Source organism: Pseudomonas nunensis (assembly GCF_024296925.1).
Classification (GTDB): domain Bacteria; phylum Pseudomonadota; class Gammaproteobacteria; order Pseudomonadales; family Pseudomonadaceae; genus Aquipseudomonas; species Aquipseudomonas nunensis.
Genome location: NZ_CP101125.1, coordinates 6,266,890 through 6,288,764 on the forward strand (window position 1 = coordinate 6,266,890; position 21,875 = coordinate 6,288,764).

Genomic DNA, 21,875 nt, shown 5'->3' on the forward strand with positions numbered 1-21,875 from the left:
CCTGTGGGAGCGGGCTTGCTCGCGAATGCGGTGTGTCATTCAACGATGATGTTGGCTGATCCACCGCCTTCGCGAGCAAGCCCGCTCCCACAATTGATTCGGGGTGTCTTCAGAACAGGGTTCAATCCCACGCCAGTCAGGCATAGGACAGGGATTTTTCTTCCAGCAACTCCTGATACAACGCCGTCCACTTGCGGCCCATTTCGTCGGCGGTAAACAGCTGCCGATACCGCGCTTCCGCCTTCACGCCCATCGCCGCCGCGCGCACCGGGTTTTCCCACAGGGTACGCATCGCTTCGCGGAACGCCTGTGGATTACTCGGTGGCACCACCAATCCGGTTTCGTTGTGGATGTTGATGTAGCTGGTGCCGGTGCCGATCTCGCTGGAGATCATCGGCTTGCCATACATCGCGCCTTCCAGCAGCGAAATGCCGAACGCTTCGGAACGCAGGTGCGAGGGGAATACGATGGCGTAGCTCAGTTGCAGCAGCGCCACTTTGTCTTCGTCCCCAAGGCGCCCGAGGAAGTGAATATTGCGCAGGCCCAACGCCTGGGCCTGGGCGTGCAGCTCTTTTTCCAGCGGCCCGGCGCCGACGATTACTACCGGGTAGTCCACGTCTTTCAAGGCGTCGAGCAGGATGTGCAAACCCTTGTAGTAACGCATCACCCCCACGAACAGGAAAAACTTATCCCCAAGCTTCTGCCGCCAATGGGCCATGCGCTCATTGTCAGGTTGTGGATAACCGGCCTTGTTCAAACCGTAGGGAATCACGCGGGTCTTGTCCTGAAACTGCTGCAACACTTCACTGGTGTGCAGGTAGTTGGGCGAGGCTGCAACGATTCGGTCGGCGCTGGCGAGGAAGCGGTTCATCAGTGGCCGGTAGAGTTTGAGCAGTTGTTTCTGGCGAATGATGTCCGAGTGGTAAGTGACCACGCAGGGCTTGTTCATGCCGCTGGCGAAGTGCACCAGGTCCATGAACGGCCAGGGGAAGTGGTAATTGACCACATCCGCTTCGGCCACCAGTTCGCGAAACTGTTTGAACACGCTCCAGGAGAACCCTGTGGAAGCGAACTGAATGTCGAGTTTGGCCCGGTGCACTTCGTGATGGCCGAGTTGCACCACCGGCGGTGTCGGGTCGCTGCTCAGCGTCAGCACCTGGCCCTCGATGCCGTGATTCGCACCGCTTTCGCAGAGCTGGAAGATCACTTGTTCGATGCCCCCCACCGAGTCAGGCAGGTACGTCTTGAAAAAATGAAGTACGCGCATTTAACCTCCCAAAGCCTGACGGTAGGCGCGGGCTGTGATCTTCGCGCAACGCTCCCAGGAAAAAAGCTTCGCCTGTTGTAGTCCCGCTTCTCGGCATGCCTGCCAATGCGTTTTATCGTCGATCAGTCGGCTCATGGCGTCGCGCAAGCCTTGTGGATCGTCCGCTTCAATGTAGTTGCCCGCCGCGCCAGCCACCTCCGGCATCGCCGAATGCCGCACCAGGATCACCGGCGTGCCGCTGGCCATGGCTTCCAGCACCGGCAGGCCAAAGCCTTCATAGATCGATGGAAAAATCAGCGCCCGGGCCCCGGCCAGCAGTTGCGCCACTTGTTCGTCGGGCAGGTAACCGAGCAAACACACGTGCCCGGCGGCCAGTGCCTGGCGCAGTTCTTCGCTGAATTGTTCGTGTTGCCAGCCGGCCATGCCGACGATCAACAGCGGAAACTGTTGGCGCTGCGCCTCCGGCAGCAGGGCATGGGCACGCAGAGCCAGGGTCAGGTTTTTGCGTGGCTCCAGGGTGCCGACACACAGGAAATATTCTCGCGCTTCGACGCCATGGGCCTTGAGGACCGCGTCGATCTCCGCGCTTTCACGGGGATGGAACCGCGCCGCAACCCCCAGCGGCGCGACGATGAAACGCTCGGCCGGCAGTGCGAAATAGTCCCGGGCCTCGTCGGCAATGAACTGCGAGTCGGTCAGAATCAGCCGCGCCTGTTGCACTCCGTTGGCCAGGCGCCGTTCGATCTCGCGCAAGCGTGCCGGCGGTTGCGTCTCGGGGTAATGCAGATGCGTCAGGTCATGCAAGGTGATGATCGTCGGGCCATCGAACGACAGCGGCCACAGGCTCGGCTCGTGATAGAGGTCGATGGCCCGCGAGCGGCCTTGATCGAAGCGTTTCTGCGCCAACCAGCGGCGTGCCTGGTAGGCCCCGGGAATTTGTCGCAGCAACGGCGACAGCCGCGAGTAGCCGGGCATCGCCGCTTCGGGCAGCGAAGTGCTCCAGCCCCAGCCGTGGAACAGCGACAGCTCGACGTCCGGTTCGCAGGCGAGAGCGCCCACCAGTTCGGCGACGTAATGGCCGATGCCGGTGCGCGGGGCCTGGAGGATCCGGGCGTTAAGGGCAATTCGCATGCTGACTCTCAGGCTCAGGATTTTCAGGCACTGAAACCGGACTGCTCAGGTTGCGTTCGATCCGCTCGACCAATTGCGCACTCGCCTCGCGCCAGCTCAGCCAACGCCAGTGCTCCAGGGCCAGCGGTGCCGGAAACACCCCGGTGCGCTCCATGTCGATCACCAGGTCGGTCAGGCTTTGCGGGTCCGCCAGATCGAAATACGCCATGTAGTCACCGCCGATTTCCCGGAACACCGGAATATCGCTGCCCATCGCTGGCAGGCCGCGCTGCATGGCTTCCACCAGCGGCAGCCCGAAGCCTTCGACATAGGACGGGAACACCAGCGCCGTGGCGTGGGAGTAGGCGTGCTCCAGACTCTTGTCCGAGAGCGAGTTGAACATGAACAAGCGGCGGTTCAGCTCGGGATGCTGACGGATGCGCTCGACCAGCGCGTCACACTTCCAGCCAATCTTGCCGGCAATGCACAACCTGGCGTTGGACCCGGCGGCCCAGGCGCGTTCAAAAGCGTCGAGCAGGTAGGCATGGTTTTTCCGTGGTTCGATGGTACTGACCATCAGGAACACGGGTTTGGGTGACTTGAACATTTGCAGCAAACCGCGATCGACTTCGGAGTCGGCGTCACTCAAATCCAGTTCGGAACCGAGGTGGAAATAGTCGAACCAGCGCTGCTGCACTTGTTGCGCGCCGATGCGGCGCAGCATTTCCTCGCGCACCTGATCGCGGATGGTGGTGGAGATCGCCACATACCCATCGGCGGTACGGGCGATCCAGTCGAACCAGTCGTTGAACACCTTGACCAGCCCGGCGTCGCAAAATTGCGGGTGGGTCAGCGGGATCAGGTCGTAAATCACCGACACGATGCCCACGCCGTCACGCTTGAGTTGCTCGGCCAGGGGGAAAAAATTGGCGTGCCACGACGAATCGAGCAACACCAGTTGATCACCGGCACGATGCTGCAACGGCACGCAGCGCTCAGGGACTGGCTTGCCCTTGAGTACCCGGTCCAGCACGCGCATCGGCAGGCTCAGGCAGGCAAACGCGAAGAGGCGACAAACGACATACAGCACCCGCCGGGCGAAATGCGACTGGCTGAACGGGCGACGCCGCTCCACCGCGCGGTGGCGCAGCCAGAACAGGTTGGCCCACTGTTCGAGCTTCACCCGCAGGCTCGTCAGATTAACTTTTGGCGTCTTCAGCGGCGCCAGGCTTTTCACCTCATACAGCGCGCCATCGAGCATCACCACGGGAATGCATTCGCGCTGTGCGTCGGCCTCTGGCAGTTGCTGGATGACGTTGCGCACCACCCGCTGGATGCCCGAGTTGGCGTTTGGATGTTCGAAGACGTAGGTGCACTCCACCAACAATCGGGTCATCGCGACACCTCCGGGTCTGCCGTTTGCACAACGGTTTCGCTGGAACGGCTGATGGTGGTTTGTGCCTCCAGCCACGAGCAACCGACGAAGTCTTCCTGGCGATTATTGATCACGTGGAACACCAGTCCGTAGTCGCGCCATTCGAAGTTGCGATCCAGGTGCGAGTCCAGACGCGACAGGCTCAGGGCGATCGAGTAATTGCCCTTGCCCAGGCGCATGTCGAAGGCGAAACGGAAGGTCACGCGCTCGCCGGCACTCAGGTCGGTGATGGCTTTGTCCAGGCGATGAGTGTTGATCCCGTAAATCGCCTGGCCGAGGCGATCCTTGATCATGAAGCCCAGTATCAGGCGTTCGATGTCCTGGCGAACTTCGGTCTGCACCTCCAGCACCATCGGCTGGCCGACCTCCGCCACTTCCACGGAACGGCCCTGGGCATCGAGCAGGCGCACGCTGACAATCCCTGCCTCGCCGGTGCCGGAAATGGTCTGCACCTGGCCGTTGGCGAGCATTTCCTGACGCACGGTCTGGCCTTCGCGCTGGGCGAGCATGGCGTTGTAGTAGTCCATGACTTCTTCGGGTTTGCCGCGCATGGCCATGCGTCCGCCTTCCAGCAGGATCGCGGTGTCGCAGATCGACTGAATGGCCGAGCGGTCATGCGACACGATCAGCAGGGTGGTGCCGGCCTTGCGGAAGTTACGGATGCGGTCGAAGCTTTTGTGCTGGAAATAGGCGTCACCCACCGACAACGCTTCATCGACGATCAGGATGTCCGGGCGCCGCGCCGTGGCGACGCTGAACGCCAGGCGCATCTGCATGCCGCTGGAGTAGGTGCGCACCGGGTGGTCGATGGCCTCGCCAATTTCGGCAAAGCTTTCGATTTCCGGCATCAAGGCTTCGATCTCTTCAACCTGCATGCCCAACAACTGGCCGGCCATGAAAGCGTTCTGCCGACCGGTAAAGTCCGGATGAAAACCCATGCCCAGTTCCAGCAGCGCGGCGACTCGACCTTTCAGTTGAATCTGCCCGCAGGTCGGCTGGGTGGTGCCGGTGATCATCTTCAGCAGCGTGCTTTTGCCCGCGCCGTTGACGCCGACGATGCCCACGGCCTCACCGGGCTGGATCTCGAAATCGACGTCTTGCAGGATCCAGTGCAAGTGGTGACGGGTGCCGGAAAACGGCACCATCCATTCGAGCAGGCGGCTCCAGCGATTCGGGTACTGTTTGTAGGCCTTGCCCAGGCCTGTAACGCGTATATGCCCCATCAGAGTTCGTCCACCATTTCACCGACACGCTGACGGAACATTCGCAACGCCAGGCCGCAGAACAACAGGCCGATCACCAGCAGCGGGATCAGCGAGTGCCAGTTGGGCCATTGGTTGTAGAGGAAGACGTTCTGGTAGCTGGTCATCAGCGCAGTCATCGGGTTGAGTCCGATCAGGTGCTGGATGCCTGGCGGCAGGATCGAGATCGGGTACACGATCGGTGTCAGCCAGAACCAGAATTGCAGGAGGATGCCGAAAAACTGCCCGACATCGCGAAAGAACACATTGAGAATGCCGAGGATCATCCCCAGCCCGGCGGCAAAGATCACTTGCAGGATCAGCAGCGGAATCAGCGCCAATAAAGCCATGCCCGGCAAGCGTCCGCTGATCAGCAGGAAGCCGAAGAACAGCCCCAGGATGATCCCGAAGTTGATGCCGGCGTTGAGCAGGGCGATCACCGGCAGGCAGATGCGCGGGAAGCTGATTTTCTTCAGCAGGTTGGCGTTTTCCAGAAACATGCTCTGGCTGCGGCTGGTGATTTCCGAGAATAGGCCCCAGGTCAGCAGGCCGGCGCACAGGTAGACGCTGTAGGCCAGGCCATCGTCCACGCCCGGCAAGCGGGCGCGCATGATCTGGGAAAAGATCACCGTGTACACGACGATCATCGACAGCGGATTGAGCACGGTCCACAGGGCACCGAACAGCGAATTGCGATACCGCGACTGGAATTCCCGCTTGACGCTGCCGAGGATGAAACCGCGGTAATTCCACAGTGAGCGGTACAGATTAAGCAGCATTCAAACCGTCCTGCCGTATTGATCTTCGAAGCGGACGATATCGTCCTCTCCCAGGTATTCGCCGCTTTGAACTTCGATGATCACCAGATCGATGACCCCCGGGTTTTCCAGGCGATGCTTGTGTCCGGCGGCAATGAAAGTGGATTCATTCTTCGCCACCAGATGCGTGCCGGTGCCGTTGTTGGTGACCTTGGCCATGCCTTCGACCACAACCCAGTGTTCGTTGCGATGGTGGTGCATTTGCAACGACAACTTGCCGCCCGGCTTGACCACGATGCGCTTGATCTTGAAGCGCGTGCCTTCCTCCAGCACGGTGTACGTACCCCACGGCCGGCTGACCGTGCGGTGCAGGCGATAGGCTTCGTGCTGTTTGTCCTTGAGCTGCTTGGCTACCCGGCGCACATCCTGGGCTCGGTCGGCGTGGGCCACCAGCACGGCGTCGGCGGTGTCGACGATGATCAGGTTATCCACACCCACGGCTGCGACTAGCCGGCCTTCGCTCTGGACGAAGTTGTTGTGGCTGTCGACGAAAATCGCGTCGCCGCTGGCGCGGTTGTTTTGCGCATCCGGCGGTATCAACGCGGCCAGCGCGCCCCAGGAACCGATATCGCTCCAGTCGAAACCGGCGGGCACCACCACCACTTTGTCCGAGCGCTCCATCAAGGCGTAGTCGATGGAGATGTCAGTAATCTCGGCAAACAGCGTCGGCGACAATTCCTGTTGCAGGCAACCGCCGGTTTCCACGGCTGGACTCTCGGCCATGCAGGCGCGGGTCTGTTCCAGTAAGTCCGGGGCGTGGATTTGCAGCTCGGCCAGCAACGTGGCCACCGAGAAGCAGAACATCCCCGAATTCCACAGGAAGTTGCCGCTTTCCAGGTAATGGGTCGCGGTTTGCAGGTCGGGTTTTTCGACGAAACGCTGGACCTTGGCCGCGCCTTTGTCGTCCAGCGGTGCGCCGGTCTCGATATAACCGAAGCCGGTTTCCGGCGCCGTCGGCACCACGCCGAAGGTCACCAGGTGACCGCTCTTGGCCAACGTTACGGCGTGCTCGACCGCATTCTGCAGGGCGTCGACATTGACGATCAGGTGATCGGCCGGCATCACCACCATGATCGCCTCGTCACCGTGCAAGGCTTGCAGCGACAGCGCCGCTGCCGCGATGGCCGGGGCGGTGTTGCGGGCCGTCGGCTCAAGCAGGAAGTGCCCGCGATGACGGGACATCTGCGCGTCGTGGTAGTGATCCTTGCTCTGGAAGTAATACTCGCGATTGGTCACCGTGACGATGTCGCCCCAACCATCGAGCAGGCCCGCCGCGCGGCGATAGGTCTTGCCCAGCAGCGACTGGCCGTCGGGCAGCGTCATGAACGGCTTGGGGTGCCCTTCGCGGGACACTGGCCACAAACGGGTCCCGGCACCGCCGGAGAGGATCACAGGAATCAGCATGGCCTACTCCTTGGCGACGCGTTTCATGTCCGCATCCATCATCATGCGGATCAAGGTATCCAGATCGGTTTTTGGCTTCCAGCCCAGTACGCGCTGGGCCTTGGCCGGGTTGCCGAGCAGTACGTCGACTTCGGCCGGACGGAAGAATGCCGGGTCGATCTTCACGTAATCGCGGTAGTTCAGACCAATGTGATCGAAGGCGATCCGGCACATTTCGCGCACGGTGGTGGTCACGCCCGTGGCAACCACGTAATCGTCGGCCTTGTCCTGTTGCAGCATCAGCCACATGGCTTCGACGTAGTCGCCGGCAAAACCCCAGTCACGCTTGGTGTCGATGTTGCCCAGGCGCAGCTCGTTCTGTTTGCCTTGCTTGATGCGCGCGGCGGCGTCGGTGACCTTGCGGGTCACGAACTCGATGCCGCGCAGCGGGGATTCGTGGTTGAACAGGATCCCGCTGTTGGCGTGCAGGTTGAAGCTCTCGCGGTAGTTCACGGTGATCCAGTGACCGTAGAGCTTGGCTACGCCGTAAGGGCTGCGCGGGTAGAACGGGGTGTTCTCGTCCTGCTGCTCGGCCTGGATCAGGCCGAACATTTCGCTGGTGGACGCTTGATAGAAACGCGTGTGCGGACTGAACTGGCGGATCGCTTCGAGCAAGTGTGTCACCCCCAGGCCGTCGACGATGCCAGTGGTCACCGGCTGATCCCACGAGGCGGCAACGAAACTTTGTGCTGCGAGGTTGTACACCTCGTCCGGCGCCGACTTGATCACCGCGCGCTGCACCGAGCAGGCATCGGCCATGTCGCCGTCCAGGTAAACGATGTCGCCCTCGACCCCCATTTCGCGCAGGCGCCAGCGTGAGTCGCTGCTGCGCCGGGCCACCAGGCCGTGGACTTTGTAACCCTTGTCGAGCAGCAGTTTTGCCAGATAAGCGCCGTCCTGGCCGGTGATCCCTGTGATCAGTGCACTTTTTGTCATTCTTCTTTCACTCGTTTCTCCCAGTCGGACAGGATCGCCCGCAGGGATTGTTGTGTTGTGATTTCAGGTGTCCACCCTGTGGCCTGGGCGAGCCTGGCATGGCTGCCACAGACGCGACGCTGATCCGCGCGGCGAAGACGTGCAGGGTCCTGAATCAATTGCATGTTGACCTGAGCGAGGTCCCCCAACTGTTCAATCAAACTGCGGATGCTTTGCTCGCGCCCCGAGCAAATGTTGTAGACCTGCCCCGGCGTGCCTTTTTCCAGCAGCGCCAGGTAAGCCGAGATCACGTCGCCGACATCGAGGAAATCGCGGGTGACGTCGATGTCGCCGACTTCCAGTTGCGGAGCTTGCAGGCCTTGTTTGATTCGGTTGATCTGCCGTGCGGCGCTGGCGATGACGAAGCTGTCTTTCTGCCCGGTGCCGATGTGGTTGAACGGACGCGCCACCAACACTGGCCAGCCCTCGCTCAAGCCCCATTGCAGGCTGAGGAATTCCGCCGACAGTTTGCTCACGGCATACGGGTTGCGCGGGCAGGGTGGCTGGAGTTCGGTGATCGGCAACTGGGCTTCGCTGACCTGGCCGTAGACGTCGCCGGAGCTGACGTAGAGGAAGGTGCCGCTGAAGCCGCGCGCCTTGAGCGCTTGCAGCAGGTTCAGGGTGCCGAGCAGGTTGATGTTCAACGTGCGTGCCGGATCACGGAAGGCTTCGGGAACGAAGGTCTGGCCGGCCAGGTGAATGACCGCGTCAGGCATCTCGGGCCACAGGCCTTCGAGGCTGTCCGGGTCGCCGAGGTCATACCGGGAAGGGACAGGCAGTAGCTCCCATTCCGAGGTATCCGGCTCCAGCCGTGACTGGATGTGTTGTCCTACGAATCCACTCAGACCCGTAACGAACAGACGCTTTTTCAAACAGCAGCCCCTTGGTCATACATTTCGTCCGATCCCCACAGGCTTTAAGGAGATGTCTTACGGACCGGGTGGATTCATTGGTCGAAAGACTGGCGAAATGATTTGTTGTAGTTGTTTGGTAGCCAATCTGTGCCAATTGCTCGGCAATTTCAACAGGTCCAACCGTGACTGGTCAGTTCTCGTTAGCGTAGCCCGATTTATTCTCGTCGGGCGGTTCACGAATACGCGACGGATGTGTTTAGAATGCCCCTCGTCACGATTATCCAGAGTTCGTCCGGGGTGTTACGAAAGTTGTCCCAGTCCCCGCGAAGCTGACCATTAAAACAAGAACGTAGACGGGCAAGAAGACGATGGACGACGACCGGCAGACGCCGACTCGATCCGTGGCTTTGCCGTCATAGTGTGGGGCTGCCGTTACGGCGGTTTCATCGTGGGATGCCATGAATTTCATTCTTTACTCTGACGTCAACGACGGCTCCATCAGCCAGAGCCTCGGACGTCCCGAATACAGTTATTACTTCGTGCTCAAGGCCTATCGCCCGGTGCTCGAAAGTCTTGGTCGGGTGCATGTGGTGTCGTCGGCTGCCGAAGTCGACCCGCTGTACCGGCAACTGCAACAGGCCGGTCAGGAGTGCCTGTTCCTCTCGTTCTCCCCTCCGCATAAAACCCCGACCGACCTGCAATGCCCGATGGTGTGCGTGATTGCCTGGGAGTACGACTCGATCCCGACCGAGGACTGGGACAGCGATCCGCGACATGACTGGAGCCAGACCTTGGCACGTCATGGCCGGGTGATTACCTTGTCCAGCCACACTGCCCAAGCCATCCGCCGGGCCCTGGGTGAAGATTTCCCGGTGCTGGTGCTGCCGACGCCGTTATGGGAGCGCTTCGCCGAGGTGCGTGAGCAGTATCCGAGTACGCCGGTCAATCCGGGCAGCACCTTGCAGATCAAGGGTTGCATCATCGACAGCCGTGCGATGGGCTTGTCGGCCGATGGTTTGATCGCGCCGATCTTCAATGAGCAGGAACTGGAAACCCGCGGCCTGAGTGTTGAAGAGCCGGAACCTGAGCCCGAGCCGGAACCAGAACCCGTGGCGCCACCGCCACTGACCCTGCAGCGACGGGCGTTCATCACCAAGCATTACCTGCGCGAAGGCTACCGGGCCGTGACAAGCGAATCCGAGCATTCGCCGCTGTTTTTGCTCAAACACAACCTGCTGCTGTGGTATCGCGAAGCGGTGCGCGATCTGGTGCCGGTCGCTGCCCGCAAACAGCTTTTCCGGTTGCGCACGTCAGAGTCATTGTCAGAACCAGCGCCAGCACCAGAGCCACAATCAATCCCCGAACCATTGCCGCTGGCCACCACCGTCAGCGAAGCAATGGAGCAGGCCGAGCACCCGCAAGCCTTGCTGCCTGACACCAGCGAACGGGTCGAGATCGAGGTCAGCGGCGTGGTGTATGTCAGCGTGTTCAACCCCGAAGACGGGCGCAAGAACTGGCATCACCTGATCACCGCGTTCTGCTGGGCCCTGCGCGACGCCGAAGACGCCACGCTGGTGCTGAAAATCACCCAGAACGACTTGTCGACCTACTACGTGCACTTGATCACCTTGCTGTCGCAACTCTCGCCGTTCGCCTGCCGGGTGGTGGTCATGCACGGCTATCTGGAAGATGAGGAATTCGCCAGGCTTTACGGCGCGGCGAGTTTCTACGTCAACGCGTCGCGCTGCGAAGGCCTGTGCCTGCCGTTGATGGAATTCATGTCCTGCGCCCGGCCGGTGATTGCGCCGAACCACACGGCGATGGGCGACTACATTGATGAGCGGGTCGGGTTTATCGTCAAGTCCAGCCATGAGCCGACGATCTGGCCGGAAGATGCGCGCATTCTCTATCGCACCCTGCGTCATCGCCCGGACTGGGGCTCGTTGAAAGCGGCCTATGCAGACAGTTACGCCATGGCCAAAAACCAGCCGCAGGATTATCAGGCGATGGCCACGGCGGCGAATGAACGCATGCGCGATTACTGCGGTTTTGCCCCGGTGCAGCAGCGACTTTCAGAGTTTTTCGGGCTGACACCGGGCAGCGCAACCACGCCGCTGAAAGCCGAGGCGGGGACCGCATCATGCTGATCATCATTCATTCGGAAACCAACAAGAGCAACATCCAGCAGAACCTCGGACGGCCGGAGTACAGCTATTACTTCGTGCTCAAGGAATTCCGCCCGGTGCTGGAGCGACTGGGGCAAGTCATCGAAGTCAGCAACCCTGACGAACTGGTCGATCGCTTGTATTTCGACTGCTTGAGCCGTGGCGAGGACTGCATTTTCCTGTCGTTCTCACCGCCCCATCGCACGCCGATTCATTACGCCTGCCCGACCGTGCCGTTGTTCGCCTGGGAATTCAGCACCATCCCGACCGAGAGCTGGCAGGGCGAACCCCGCCACGACTGGCGGGTGGTGTTGGAGGCGTGCGGCATGGCGATTACCCATTCGACCTTCACCGTCAACGCCGTGCGGGAAGTGATGGGCGCCGACTACCCGATCTGCGCCATTCCCGCTCCGGTGTGGGACCGCTTTGCGGCGCGGGGCGAGCAACTGGCCAAGCGCGCAGTGGTCGAGCCGGTGCAACTGAACCTGCGCGGTTTGTTGATCGACAGCCGCACCGTGGATTTGCGCGCTTACGGCCCGCCCGCGTTGTGCGAAGGAACCCCGCTCTCGTTCGACGGCCCGCCCCGGGACTGTCAGTTGCAACTCGAAGGCGTGGTCTACACCTCGGTGTTCAATCCCTACGACGGGCGCAAGAACTGGCAAGACATGCTCAGCGCGTTCTGCACCACGTTCCGCGACACGCCCGATGCGACGCTGGTGTTGAAACTCACCCACCACGACATCGCCAACGCGCTGAACGACATGCTGCACCACCTCTACAAGAACCAGTCGTACCAGTGCCGGATCGTGCTGATCCACGGTTATCTGGCCGATGTGGATTACGAACGCTTGGTCGAGGCCACCAGCTACGTAGTGAACAGCTCGTTCGGCGAAGGGCAGTGCCTGCCGCTGATGGAGTTCATGTCCTGCGGCAAACCGGCGATTGCGCCGCTGAACACGGCGATGGCCGACTACGTGGACAGCGACAACGCGTTCATTGTCGAATCCACCGATGAGCTGACGGCGTGGCCCCACGATCCTCGCGCGGCGTACCGCACGCTGCGTTACGTGACCGATTGGGATTCGTTGTGCACGGCTTATCGCGTCAGTTATGACGTGGCGAAAACCGATGCCGAGCGCTATGCGCTGATGTCGGCCCACGCGGTGCGCAGCCTGCAGCGATTCTGCAGCCAGGCCAGCACCGAAGAGCGTTTGCGCACGTTCTTCGAACAGCTGCTGGAGCGTGCCAAGCCGTTGCCCGTGGAAGCTTCCGGCGCATGATCCGGCGCTTGCTCGCACGTTTCTGGCCAGCGCCGTTGCCGGCGCCCGTCCCAGCCCCGGTCGCCAGTGTGTCGCCACGGGATATCGGCCTGCACGACGCGATCCTCGACGGCTGGTTTTTGAACGACACTGGCGAACTGCTCAAGGGCTTTGCGATTACTGCAGACGACACCTTGCTGGACGTCGGTTGCGGTGAAGGCGTGGCGACGTTGTTTGCGGTGCGCCAGGGCGCGTCGGTGATTTTCACCGACAGCGAACACGACAAGGTCCGCGACCTGGCCCGGCAAGTGGACGCGCAGTCGGATAAACAAAATCTGGGACTGGTGAGCAACAGCTTGCCACTGCCGCTTGCCGACGGTTGTGCGAGCAAAGTCGTGTGCATGGAAGTGCTCGAACACATCGACGAGCCCGAACCGTTCATGGCTGAACTGGTGCGCATGGGCCGTCCCGGGGCGTTGTATCTGCTGAGCGTGCCGGCTCCGGTGGGCGAGCATTTGCAAAAGGGCATCGCGCCGGCCAGCTATTACCAGTCACCCAATCACGTACAGATTTTCAGCCCCGAGCGGTTTGCCGCGATGGTGGAAGACGCTGGGCTGGTGATTGAACATCGCCAGGCAACCGGGTTTTTCTGGGTCATGGGCATGATTTTTTTCTGGGCTAGCGAGCGTGCAGCCGGGCGCGACCTGAGCGGCGCGGTGCGTGACCGGATCCAGGCGCCATACCCGCCGTTGATGGAGAGCTGGGCGAAAACCTGGCAGGACTTGCTGGCGCAACCCAACGGTCTGGCGATCAAGCAGATGCTCGATCAGTTCATGCCCAAGAGCCAGGTGATCATCGCCCGCAAACCGCTGGATGCCGATGACGCGACGGGGAGAAGGGCATGAGCAGCAAACGCATCATGGACATCGAGTTGTTGCGCGGCATTGCGGTGCTCGGTGTGTTGTTCCATCACCTGCAAGGCAGCCTGTTCACCGACATCGTGCCGTCGCTGGAACGCATCCATGCCTGGGCGCAGCCGTGGTGGGGCGTAGACCTGTTTTTCGCGATCTCGGGCTTCGTGATTGCCCGTAGCCTGATCCCGGCCTTGCAAGGTTGCAGCACCCGCCAGGAATACTGGCAGCAGACCCGCAACTTCTGGCTGCGCCGGGCCTTTCGATTACTGCCGTCGGCGTGGCTGTGGCTGGCGCTAATGTTGCTGGCTTGTCTGTTTATCAACCAATCCGGGGCGTTCGGCACGTTGCACGCCAACTTGCAGGCGACGCTGGCCGGGGTCGCGCAGTTTGCCAATTTCCGCTTCGCCGACAGCTTCTATCGCTATGAATACGGCACCAGTTTCGTCTACTGGAGCCTGTCGCTGGAGGAGCAGTTTTACTTGCTGTTCCCGCTGCTGATCCTGGTCTGTCGCAAGCACCTGGTCTGGGCCTTGCTGGCGCTGGTCGCGGTGCAGTTGTTCACCTTGCGCACGCCGATCCTGATGGTGGTGCGCACCGACGCATTGGCCCTCGGCATCCTGTTGGCGATGTGGAGTGCGCGGCCGGGTTATGCACGCTGGGAACCGACCTTCTTGCGCCGGCCGTGGGCGGGCGTGTCGGTGTTGTTGCTCTTGGCGCTGGCGCTGAGCGTGATGGCCACCGATCGCTTTACCTTCACCAATTACAGGATCGGCGCGATTGCCGTGCTCAGTGCGGTGCTGGTCTGGGTTGCGTCTTACAACCGCGATTACCTGATGCCAGCGGGTGTACCGAAGAATCTGATGGTGTGGATCGGCAGTCGCTCCTACGGGATTTACCTGATCCACATTCCGGCTTATCTGCTGGTGCGTGAAATGATTTTCCGTTTGCAAGCGGCCGGTTTGCCGAGCCCGGCTGGCCATCCGATCCTGACGATCCTCATCGCGGGCGGATTGATCGCCCTGTTGAGCGAGCTAAATTACCGCTTCGTCGAAATGCCCATGCGCAATCGCGGCGCCTCGCTGGTGCAACGTCTGAGCACGTCCCGAACCGCCGCCCCATCCTCTGGAGCTACCTCATGCTGAGGCTTTTGAAGAAACTCACGGCGGGCACGCCCGCTCCTGTTCCTGCCGCCTCGCAGCCCGAGGCGCCGGTCGCGAACAAGGTCGACCCGTACATGCTCGGCCTGCGCGATGCGGTGCTCAGCGGCTGGTTCAACCAGCAAACCGGCGAGTTGTTCACCGGTTTCCCGGTCACCGCCGAGGACACGTTGCTGGATGTTGGCTGTGGTGATGGCGGCAACGTGCATTTCTGCGGCATGCGCGGGGCGAAGATCATCATTGCCGACATCGACGCGGCCAAGGTCGAAGCGACCCGCCAGCGCCTGGGCGACACGCCGGCCCAGGATGTCGAATGCCACGTCACCGACTGCAATCCGCTGCCGATTGCCGATGCGACCGCCACCCGAGTGGTGTCCACCGAAGTCATCGAGCACGTCGACGACCCGGCGCAGTTCCTCGCCGAACTGGTACGGGTCGGCAAGCCGGGGGCGCTGTATCTGCTCAGCGTCCCGCACCCGAGCTCCGAAGACCTGCAAAAAGACATCGCCGCGCCGGAGTACTTCCAGAAACCCAACCACATTCGCATCATCAGCGAAGAGCAATTCAAGGCAATGGTCAGCGATGCCGGGCTGGAAGTGCTGAGCCACAGCCAGTACGGTTTCTACTGGTCGATGTGGATGTTGCTGTTCTGGGAAGCCAAGGTCGATTTCAGCAATGCCGACCATCCCTTGCTCAATCACTGGGCGGACACCTGGCATGCGATCCTTGAATCGCCACGGGGTGCGCAGATCAAACAGTCGCTGGATGCGGTGGTGGCAAAAAGTCAGGTGATCATCGCCCGCAAACCTTGAGCGGACTCACTGTGGGAGCGGGCTTGCTCGCGAAGAGGGAGTATCAGTCACCGTAAATGTTGCCTGACACACCGCATTCGCGAGCAAGCCCGCTCCCACAGGGTTTTGTGTACGCTGTAGGCCTGTGTTTGTAGGGTCAGGGATGTCATGCCGTTCTTTTTTCGCCTGTTGGCACTGTTTGCCGCGTTGACCGTGCTCAACGGCTGCAATCAACCCGACGCACCACCACTCGACCAACAACTCTACGTCTGGCAACGGCAATGGACCCCGGCCCATGAAGCCGCGCTGCGGGACAGCCGCGCCGATTTCTCGACCTTGCGCGTGCTGGCCTTGCAGGCATTTCCCCAGGACGGCTGGCGCCGGGCGCGGATTGATCCGCTGTTGCTCAGGCACGATGGCCGGCCGCTGATTGCAGTGATTCGTCTGGATGGCCAGCTCAAGACGCTGGATCAGGACGAGGTCATTACGCAGATCCAGCAAGTGCTCGGCGATTGGCAAACCCAAGGCTTGACCCTGGCTGGAGTGGAAATCGATCACGATGCCGGCAACGCTCGACTACCGGCTTATCGGACGTTTCTCACGCAGTTGCGCAGCGTGTTGCCGGCGACGTTGCCGCTGAGCATCACTGCATTGCCTGCCTGGCTCGACAGCCCTGAATTGCCCGGGTTGTTGGCGACGGTCGATAGCAGCGTGTTGCAGGTGCACGCAGTCAGTGATCCGCGCCTTGGCTTGTTCGATCCGGACCAGGCCAAGCAGTGGGCCAAGGCCTGGAGCCGGATCACCACCAAACCCTTCTATCTGGCACTGCCGGCCTATGGCGTGGCGTTGTTGCCAGAGACGGGCGGTGCGCCGGTGGTTGAAAGCGAAGTGAGCATCGAGCGCGCAGGCAAGCGCCGAGAATTACTCGCCGATCCACAGCAATTGAGCACGCTCGGCAGCGAGTTGCGTCAGCATCCACCGGCCCATCTGGCCGGATTGATCTGGTTCCGCCTGCCGCTGGCCGGCGACCGTCGCGCCTGGAGCCTGACGACGTTGGGCGCCGTGGCTCGCGGTGATGCGTTAAGAAGTCATCCGAGTCTGCAACTCTCCGAACAAAACGGCCTCTATGACATCGCGGTCACCAACCAGGGCAATCTCGACAGCGCCTGGCCCGAGCGCCTGACGCTGGCGGTGCAAGGGTGTGACGGCGCCGATGCCCTGGCCGGTTATGCGTTGCAACAAAGCCCGGATCTGCTTACCTTCACCCGCCTGCGCGACGGTCGAATGCCAGCCGGCGGACAGCGCGCCATCGGTTGGGCCCGTTGTACACATATTGATCAAGGAGGTTCGAATGTTCACCCGTAACTGGCCACGCCACTTGCTCTGCCTGAGCCTCAGTTTTCCACTGGGTTCGGCGTTGGCCTGTGGGCCGGACTTTCCGATGCGCCTGCTGGATGACCGGGCGCAGTCACTCGCGGAGCTGCCGGAAGGCAATTTCCGCTTCGAGGTCAGTCGCCTCGGGCACGCCATCGCCGGGTTGAAGAATGCCACGGTGGCGACCAATACCCCGGGCGACGGCTACGGCGATGAGCCGTCTTACACCGATCAACGTGACAAGGCTGAACAGGCCGGTTTGACTGCTGAACAGCAAGCGCTGGTCAAGCAACTGCGCACATTGACCGATGCTCATCAGGTGGAGATCGAGGGTGCGAGCCTGCCGGTTGATCTGCGGCTGTACCTGGCGGGCGCCGTAGCGTTTAACGCCGAGGATCATCAGCTCGCCGCTGAATACTTCCAGAAAGTCCTGGCGTTGCCGGCCAGTCAACGACCGTTGCGCAGCACCTGGGCGGCGTATTCATTGGGTCGGGCGCTGTATGAAATGAGCGCGGAGGCGGGCGCCGGGCCGGATCTGTTGGCCCAGTCGCAGAAAGCTTTCGAGCAGACCCGCCAATTGAGCATCGACGGCTTCAGCGACCCGCTGGAGCTGGGCATCGCCAGCCTCGGTGAAGAGGCCCGGGTGGTTCGTACGGCGGGCGACTGGAACCGCGCGATTGAGCTCTACGCCACGCAAACCATTCACGGTTCGCCGGTGGGTTACTCCTCGCTCAAGCAGTTGATGACCGAACTCACGGCGCTGCCCGATGATCAATTGGCCGTGTTGCTTAAGGGCAAAACGGTGCAGCAATTGGTCACGGCCTCTCTGATCAGCCGCGTCGGCTGGTCATTTGGTGAACAACCGCCGGGCGAGAAAAAACTGATCGCGCTGCTGCAAAACAGCACCCGCGGCAGCCTGGATAACGCCGATCGGCTGGCGGCGGTGAATTATCAACAGGGCGACTACGCCAGCGCCAAGGCCTTTGTCGAACACGCGGGCGACGGCGGCCTGGCCTGGTGGATACGCGCCAAACTGGCGCTGCGCGAGGGCGACAAAACCGCTGCCGCCGCAGCCTATGCGAAAGCGGCCCAGGCGTTCCCGCAAAGTGAAGCCTGGGGTGAGGCACGCATCCCGGAATGGGACTACAACGATGTAGTCGTTAAGCCCAATTGCCGGGTCGAGGGTGAAAGCGCGATCCTCGCTCTGCAACGCGGTGAATATTTGCAGGCTTTCGATCAGCTCTATCGCAGCCAGGGCGTGTACTGGCTCGACGCGGCCACGGTCGCCGAGCGGGTGCTGACCGTTGATGAACTCAAGCATTACGTCGACACCCAAGTGCCGGCAGTACCACCGCTGACTCAGCAGGATCGCGACAACTATGTGCCGTTGCCGGTGGCGGCAAAGCTGCGCGATTTGCTCGGGCGGCGGTTGTTGCGCGAAGAGCGCTACGACGAGGCGACCGGTTACTTCGATAATGCCGATCTGCAAGCGAAGGCCAGGTTTTACGGGCAGATGCGTCAGGAAGCCGAATCCAAATGGTGGCCGACCCGCCGGGCGTTCGCTTACTACCAGGCCGCGAACACGGCTCGCCACGACGGGATGGAGCTGTTGGGCTACGAGATGTCCCCGGATTACGCGACTTTCGATGGCAATTACAGCCTGGAGATTCCCGAGCTCAAGGTCGGCCCGTTGATCGCCGAGGGCGAGGTGCAGCGCCAGCAGGCCACGCTGGCGAAACCGGATGAGCGCTTCCATTACCGCTATGTCGCGACGGCCCTGGCCAGCAAAGCCGCTGATCATCTGCCCCACAGCAGTCAGGCGTTTGCGGCGGTGCTGTGCAAGGCGTCCAACTGGGGCACCAGTCTGGAAGAGCAAAGCGCGCTGTATCAACGCTATATCGAGCAGGGTCCGTATGTGATCTGGGCCGGTGATTTCGGTCATCAATGCCAGGAACCGGACTTCCAGAACACCGACAAACGCTACGTGACTCAGTTCATGGACAGCCTGCGTTCGACATTGCGACCGTACAAACGGGCGCTGCAAATTGCTGGGGTGTTGCTGGTGACGGCGGCGGCCCTGTTGCTGATCAATCGCCGGCGTCGTCGCCAAAACCAGTAAGGCTCACGCCTGTTGAACGAAGGTCAGCCGCAGGGCGAAACCGATCAACAGGCTGCCAAACAGCCATTGCTGTACGCGTTGGGCCGATGGACTGCGTTGCAGCCAACGGCCGAGCGCGGCACCGACCAGTGCGTAGGCGCTGTCGAACAGCAAACCGACGCCGACCAGCGTCACGCCAAGGATGGCGAATTGTGCGAGTACCGGGCCGGCCTGAGGATTGATGAACTGCGGCAGCAACACCGAGCAGAACAGCAATGCCTTGGGGTTAAGCAGGTTGGTCAGCAAACCGCGCTGGATCGACTCGCGCCAGCGCGGTTTTTCCAGCGTTGCGCCGGTGCCATTCAGGTTCGGCAGCATCGTGGTGCGCAGGCACTGAATGCCGATCCACAACAAGTACGCGGCCCCGGCCAGACGCACCACGTCGAAGGTCCAGGGCGCTGCCTTGAACAACGCCGCCAGCCCCAACGCCGCCAACGCCACATGACAACCCCTTGCGATCCCGAGGCCAATCGCCGTGGCCAGCGCCGCGCCTTTGCCCTGACGGGCGCCGGTTTGCAGCAGCAGGATCATGTCCGGGCCGGGCAACAGATACACCACCGCCAGCGCCATGAAAAACAGCCAGAGACCTGCCATGTTGCACCCCGTTCGTTGTCGATTTGGTAAGGGCAGTCTAGGCTCGGAGGGCAGGGCAGGTGCTTGCGTAGTTCACTTCTAAAACCTTCTGGATTGGCATAACCTGCCACGTTATGACGTGAACACCATCAGGATCTGCCAAGCCATGAAACTGGACGCCTACGACCGCAAGATTCTCGCCGCCCTGCAACGGGACGGTCGCCTGAGCAATGTGCAACTGGCTGACGAGATCGGATTGTCGGCGTCGCCGTGTTTGCGCCGGGTGCGGATGCTCGAAGAGGCGGGGGTAATTCGCGGCTACCAGGCCAACCTCGACCGGGACGAAGTGGGGTTGGGGTTGACGGTGTTTGTCGGGGTCAAGGTTGAACGCCATAACGATGAACAAGCCGAGGCATTTCGTCTGGCGGTGACGGCGTTGCCCGAGGTGATTTCGGCGTTCCTGGTGTCCGGGGAGTCGGATTTCCTGTTGCAAGTGGTGGTGCCGGATCTGCGCGCTTATGACCGGTTTCTGACCGGGCGACTGCTGAAATTGCCGGGGGTGAGTGATATCCGCAGCAACTTTGCGATTCACACGGTGAAGACGCCGGGGGCGTTGCCTCTGGAGCATTTGCCGCTTTAGACCGCGTCGCCTGCTTCGCGAGCAAGCCCGCTCCCACATTGGATCTGTGGCATGCACAAAACCCATGTGGGAGCGGGCTTGCTCGCGAAAGCGGCCGAACTGGCGCCCTATCTCTATGAGACTACCAGCTACATCTGCGTCGCCATCCCCTCCACATTCATCGCCGCCTGGCGCAACGCCTCCGACCGGGTCGGATGCGGATGGCAGGTCAGCGCGATGTCCTCGGCCGAGGCGCTGAACTCCATGGCCACGCAATATTCGCCAATCATTTCACTGACACTCGGACCGACCAGATGCACGCCGAGGATTTCGTCGGTGCGCTCATCGGCAAGCACTTTGGCGAAGCCTTCGGTCTCGTGGTTGATCTTCGCCCGGCTGTTGGCGGTGAACGGGAATTTGCCGACTTTGTAGGCACGGCCCTCGGCCTTGAGCTGTTCTTCGGTCTTGCCGACGCTGGCCAGCTCCGGTCGGGTGTAGATCACGTTGGGAATCAGGTCGTAATTGACCTCGCCGGCCTTGCCGACGATCTGCTCGACGCAGGCCATGGCTTCGTCTTCAGCCTTGTGCGCGAGCATCGGCCCGGAGGTAACATCGCCAATCACCCAGACGCCCGCCGCTTCGGTGCGGTGCCCTTTGTTGGCGAGCATGCCGCGTTTATCCGTGGCGAGGCCGACGTTCTCCAGTCCCAGCCCTTGGGTGTAAGGCCGGCGCCCGATGGCCACCAGCACATAATCGGCTTCGAGCAATTCGGCGGTGCCACCGGCGGCGGGTTCCACGCTGAGCTGCACGCCGTTGGCCGAGGTGGTGGCGCTGGTAACTTTCGAACTCAACTTGAAGCTGATGCCTTGCTTGGTCAGAGAGCGTTGCAAGGTTTTGCCGGCCTCGCCGTCAACACCGGGGCAGATCCGGTCGAGAAATTCGACCACCGTCACCTGAGCGCCCAGGCGCCGCCAGACCGAACCCAGCTCCAGGCCGATCACTCCGGCGCCGATCACCACCAGGTGCTTCGGCACTTCGGCCAGGGATAGTGCGCCCGTGGAGTCGAGGATGCGCTTGTTATCGATGTCTACGCCGGGCAGGGGAGTGGGCTCGGAGCCGGTGGCGATGATGATGTCCTTGGCGCTCAGCTCGGTCTTGCTGCCCGCGCTGTCGGTCACGGTGACCTTGCCCGGCCCGTCGATATGGCCCCAGCCCTTGATCCAGTCGACTTTGTTTTTGCGAAACAGAAACTCGATGCCTTTGGTCAGCCCGGAAACGCTTTCATCCTTCTGCTTCATCATTTGCGCGAGGTTAAGCGTTGGTTTGACCTCGATCCCCAGGTTGGCGAATTCCGCACCCATGGCCGCGTCGTAGAGTTCGGAGGCGTGCAGCAACGCCTTGGACGGCATGCAGCCGACATTCAGGCAGGTGCCGCCGAGGGTGGAGCGGCCTTCGACGCAAGCGGCTTTGAGGCCCAGTTGGCCGGCGCGGATCGCTGCGTTGTACCCACCCGGGCCTCCGCCCAGAATCACGACGTCATAAGTGCTCATGGATGTACTCCTGGATTGAAAGAGGCTGGATCGGTAAACCTAGCCGCTGGTAAAAATTACGAACGTAATATGTGCGCTCCAAAGCATTTCGGTCAAGGCTTCAGCTAAGCGACAGGTTGCGCACCTTTAGATACAGCTATTTAGAACGGAAATTTCACCACTATCGTTATAA

Annotated in this window: 18 protein-coding genes and 1 pseudogene; 8 read left to right on the forward strand and 11 right to left on the reverse strand. The window is 61.4% G+C overall.

From position 1 onward, the window contains the following. Position 1: 1 nt before the first annotated feature. The 9 genes and pseudogenes from NK667_RS27555 to NK667_RS27595 form a co-directional block, all read right to left on the reverse strand. Positions 2-94, reverse strand: a pseudogene (locus tag NK667_RS27555) (metal ABC transporter ATP-binding protein); the annotation flags it as partial. Positions 95-136: 42 nt separating this feature from the next. Continuing rightward, the gene (locus NK667_RS27560; RefSeq protein WP_054048192.1) at positions 137-1,267 is read right to left on the reverse strand and encodes a glycosyltransferase family 4 protein; all 1,131 of its coding nucleotides are present in this window, start codon (positions 1,265-1,267) and stop codon (positions 137-139) included. Continuing rightward, positions 1,268-2,398, reverse strand: a complete 1,131-nt coding sequence (locus NK667_RS27565) for a glycosyltransferase family 4 protein (protein ID WP_054617118.1) — start codon at positions 2,396-2,398, stop codon at positions 1,268-1,270. Continuing rightward, entirely contained in the window at positions 2,382-3,773 is a 1,392-nt protein-coding gene (locus NK667_RS27570; protein WP_054617117.1) for a glycosyltransferase family 4 protein, read from the reverse strand. The genes NK667_RS27565 and NK667_RS27570 overlap by 17 nt, the downstream gene beginning before the upstream one ends. Further along, complete coding sequence (locus tag NK667_RS27575) at positions 3,770-5,035, reverse strand: ABC transporter ATP-binding protein (RefSeq protein WP_054617116.1); 1,266 nt, start codon at positions 5,033-5,035, stop codon at positions 3,770-3,772. Before NK667_RS27575 ends, NK667_RS27570 begins: the two co-directional genes overlap by 4 nt. After that, positions 5,035-5,832, reverse strand: coding sequence for an ABC transporter permease (locus NK667_RS27580; protein WP_054617115.1), 798 nt, complete (start codon positions 5,830-5,832; stop codon positions 5,035-5,037). Before NK667_RS27580 ends, NK667_RS27575 begins: the two co-directional genes overlap by 1 nt. Then, positions 5,833-7,275, reverse strand: coding sequence for a mannose-1-phosphate guanylyltransferase/mannose-6-phosphate isomerase (locus NK667_RS27585; protein WP_054617114.1), 1,443 nt, complete (start codon positions 7,273-7,275; stop codon positions 5,833-5,835). Positions 7,276-7,278: 3 nt separating this feature from the next. Further along, entirely contained in the window at positions 7,279-8,250 is a 972-nt protein-coding gene (gene gmd, locus NK667_RS27590) for a GDP-mannose 4,6-dehydratase (protein WP_054048203.1), read from the reverse strand. Continuing rightward, positions 8,247-9,161 carry a GDP-mannose 4,6-dehydratase gene (locus tag NK667_RS27595; RefSeq protein ID WP_054617113.1) on the reverse strand — a complete coding sequence of 305 codons (915 nt, stop codon included), beginning with the start codon at positions 9,159-9,161 and terminating at the stop codon, positions 8,247-8,249. The genes gmd and NK667_RS27595 overlap by 4 nt, the downstream gene beginning before the upstream one ends. A gap of 440 nt (positions 9,162-9,601) precedes the next feature. Between NK667_RS27595 and NK667_RS27600 the strand changes: the two genes are divergently transcribed. The 7 genes from NK667_RS27600 to NK667_RS27630 all read left to right on the forward strand — a co-directional run bounded on the left by NK667_RS27600 (position 9,602) and on the right by NK667_RS27630 (position 18,922). Then, the gene (locus NK667_RS27600; RefSeq protein ID WP_054617112.1) at positions 9,602-11,290 is read left to right on the forward strand and encodes a glycosyltransferase; all 1,689 of its coding nucleotides are present in this window, start codon (positions 9,602-9,604) and stop codon (positions 11,288-11,290) included. Further along, complete coding sequence (locus tag NK667_RS27605; protein ID WP_054048210.1) at positions 11,284-12,588, forward strand: glycosyltransferase; 1,305 nt, start codon at positions 11,284-11,286, stop codon at positions 12,586-12,588. Before NK667_RS27600 ends, NK667_RS27605 begins: the two co-directional genes overlap by 7 nt. Next, positions 12,585-13,472, forward strand: a complete 888-nt coding sequence (locus NK667_RS27610; protein WP_054048212.1) for a class I SAM-dependent methyltransferase — start codon at positions 12,585-12,587, stop codon at positions 13,470-13,472. The genes NK667_RS27605 and NK667_RS27610 overlap by 4 nt, the downstream gene beginning before the upstream one ends. Continuing rightward, positions 13,469-14,623, forward strand: coding sequence for an acyltransferase family protein (locus tag NK667_RS27615; protein WP_054617111.1), 1,155 nt, complete (start codon positions 13,469-13,471; stop codon positions 14,621-14,623). The genes NK667_RS27610 and NK667_RS27615 overlap by 4 nt, the downstream gene beginning before the upstream one ends. Next, positions 14,617-15,450: a class I SAM-dependent methyltransferase gene (locus NK667_RS27620; protein ID WP_054617110.1), complete on the forward strand. Its 834-nt coding sequence runs from the start codon at positions 14,617-14,619 to the stop codon at positions 15,448-15,450. Before NK667_RS27615 ends, NK667_RS27620 begins: the two co-directional genes overlap by 7 nt. 147 nt (positions 15,451-15,597) lie before the next feature. Further along, the gene (locus NK667_RS27625) at positions 15,598-16,794 is read left to right on the forward strand and encodes a DUF3142 domain-containing protein (protein ID WP_054617109.1); all 1,197 of its coding nucleotides are present in this window, start codon (positions 15,598-15,600) and stop codon (positions 16,792-16,794) included. After that, on the forward strand, positions 16,781-18,922 hold the full coding sequence (locus NK667_RS27630) for a hypothetical protein (protein ID WP_054617108.1): 2,142 nt from the start codon (positions 16,781-16,783) through the stop codon (positions 18,920-18,922). The genes NK667_RS27625 and NK667_RS27630 overlap by 14 nt, the downstream gene beginning before the upstream one ends. A 3-nt stretch (positions 18,923-18,925) precedes the next feature. Here NK667_RS27630 and NK667_RS27635 read toward each other — a convergent pair whose 3' ends face one another. Beyond that, a complete protein-coding gene (locus tag NK667_RS27635; RefSeq protein ID WP_054617107.1) occupies positions 18,926-19,555 on the reverse strand; it encodes a LysE family translocator in 630 nt (209 codons plus the stop codon). 145 nt (positions 19,556-19,700) lie between these two features. Here NK667_RS27635 and NK667_RS27640 point away from each other — a divergent pair, with 145 nt between their 5' ends. After that, positions 19,701-20,174, forward strand: coding sequence for an Lrp/AsnC family transcriptional regulator (locus NK667_RS27640; protein WP_038980472.1), 474 nt, complete (start codon positions 19,701-19,703; stop codon positions 20,172-20,174). Positions 20,175-20,302: 128 nt separating this feature from the next. Here the strand turns inward: NK667_RS27640 and lpdA are convergent, their stop codons facing one another. Further along, on the reverse strand, positions 20,303-21,703 hold the full coding sequence (lpdA, locus tag NK667_RS27645) for a dihydrolipoyl dehydrogenase (RefSeq protein WP_054617106.1): 1,401 nt from the start codon (positions 21,701-21,703) through the stop codon (positions 20,303-20,305). Between the last annotated feature and the right edge of the window lie 172 nt (positions 21,704-21,875).

What these genes read in the sequence shown, in the direction of transcription:
- NK667_RS27560 (WP_054048192.1), bottom strand. Translation starts at nt 1,267, where the DNA reads ATGCGCGTACTTCATTTTTTCAAGACGTACCTGCCTGACTCGGTGGGG.
- NK667_RS27565 (WP_054617118.1), bottom strand. Translation starts at nt 2,398, where the DNA reads ATGCGAATTGCCCTTAACGCCCGGATCCTCCAGGCCCCGCGCACCGGC.
- NK667_RS27570 (WP_054617117.1), bottom strand. Translation starts at nt 3,773, where the DNA reads ATGACCCGATTGTTGGTGGAGTGCACCTACGTCTTCGAACATCCAAAC.
- NK667_RS27575 (WP_054617116.1), bottom strand. Translation starts at nt 5,035, where the DNA reads ATGGGGCATATACGCGTTACAGGCCTGGGCAAGGCCTACAAACAGTAC.
- NK667_RS27580 (WP_054617115.1), bottom strand. Translation starts at nt 5,832, where the DNA reads ATGCTGCTTAATCTGTACCGCTCACTGTGGAATTACCGCGGTTTCATC.
- NK667_RS27585 (WP_054617114.1), bottom strand. Translation starts at nt 7,275, where the DNA reads ATGCTGATTCCTGTGATCCTCTCCGGCGGTGCCGGGACCCGTTTGTGG.
- gmd (WP_054048203.1), bottom strand. Translation starts at nt 8,250, where the DNA reads ATGACAAAAAGTGCACTGATCACAGGGATCACCGGCCAGGACGGCGCT.
- NK667_RS27600 (WP_054617112.1), top strand. Translation starts at nt 9,602, where the DNA reads ATGAATTTCATTCTTTACTCTGACGTCAACGACGGCTCCATCAGCCAG.
- NK667_RS27605 (WP_054048210.1), top strand. Translation starts at nt 11,284, where the DNA reads ATGCTGATCATCATTCATTCGGAAACCAACAAGAGCAACATCCAGCAG.
- NK667_RS27610 (WP_054048212.1), top strand. Translation starts at nt 12,585, where the DNA reads ATGATCCGGCGCTTGCTCGCACGTTTCTGGCCAGCGCCGTTGCCGGCG.
- NK667_RS27615 (WP_054617111.1), top strand. Translation starts at nt 13,469, where the DNA reads ATGAGCAGCAAACGCATCATGGACATCGAGTTGTTGCGCGGCATTGCG.
- NK667_RS27620 (WP_054617110.1), top strand. Translation starts at nt 14,617, where the DNA reads ATGCTGAGGCTTTTGAAGAAACTCACGGCGGGCACGCCCGCTCCTGTT.
- NK667_RS27625 (WP_054617109.1), top strand. Translation starts at nt 15,598, where the DNA reads ATGCCGTTCTTTTTTCGCCTGTTGGCACTGTTTGCCGCGTTGACCGTG.
- NK667_RS27630 (WP_054617108.1), top strand. Translation starts at nt 16,781, where the DNA reads ATGTTCACCCGTAACTGGCCACGCCACTTGCTCTGCCTGAGCCTCAGT.
- NK667_RS27635 (WP_054617107.1), bottom strand. Translation starts at nt 19,555, where the DNA reads ATGGCAGGTCTCTGGCTGTTTTTCATGGCGCTGGCGGTGGTGTATCTG.
- NK667_RS27640 (WP_038980472.1), top strand. Translation starts at nt 19,701, where the DNA reads ATGAAACTGGACGCCTACGACCGCAAGATTCTCGCCGCCCTGCAACGG.
- lpdA (WP_054617106.1), bottom strand. Translation starts at nt 21,703, where the DNA reads ATGAGCACTTATGACGTCGTGATTCTGGGCGGAGGCCCGGGTGGGTAC.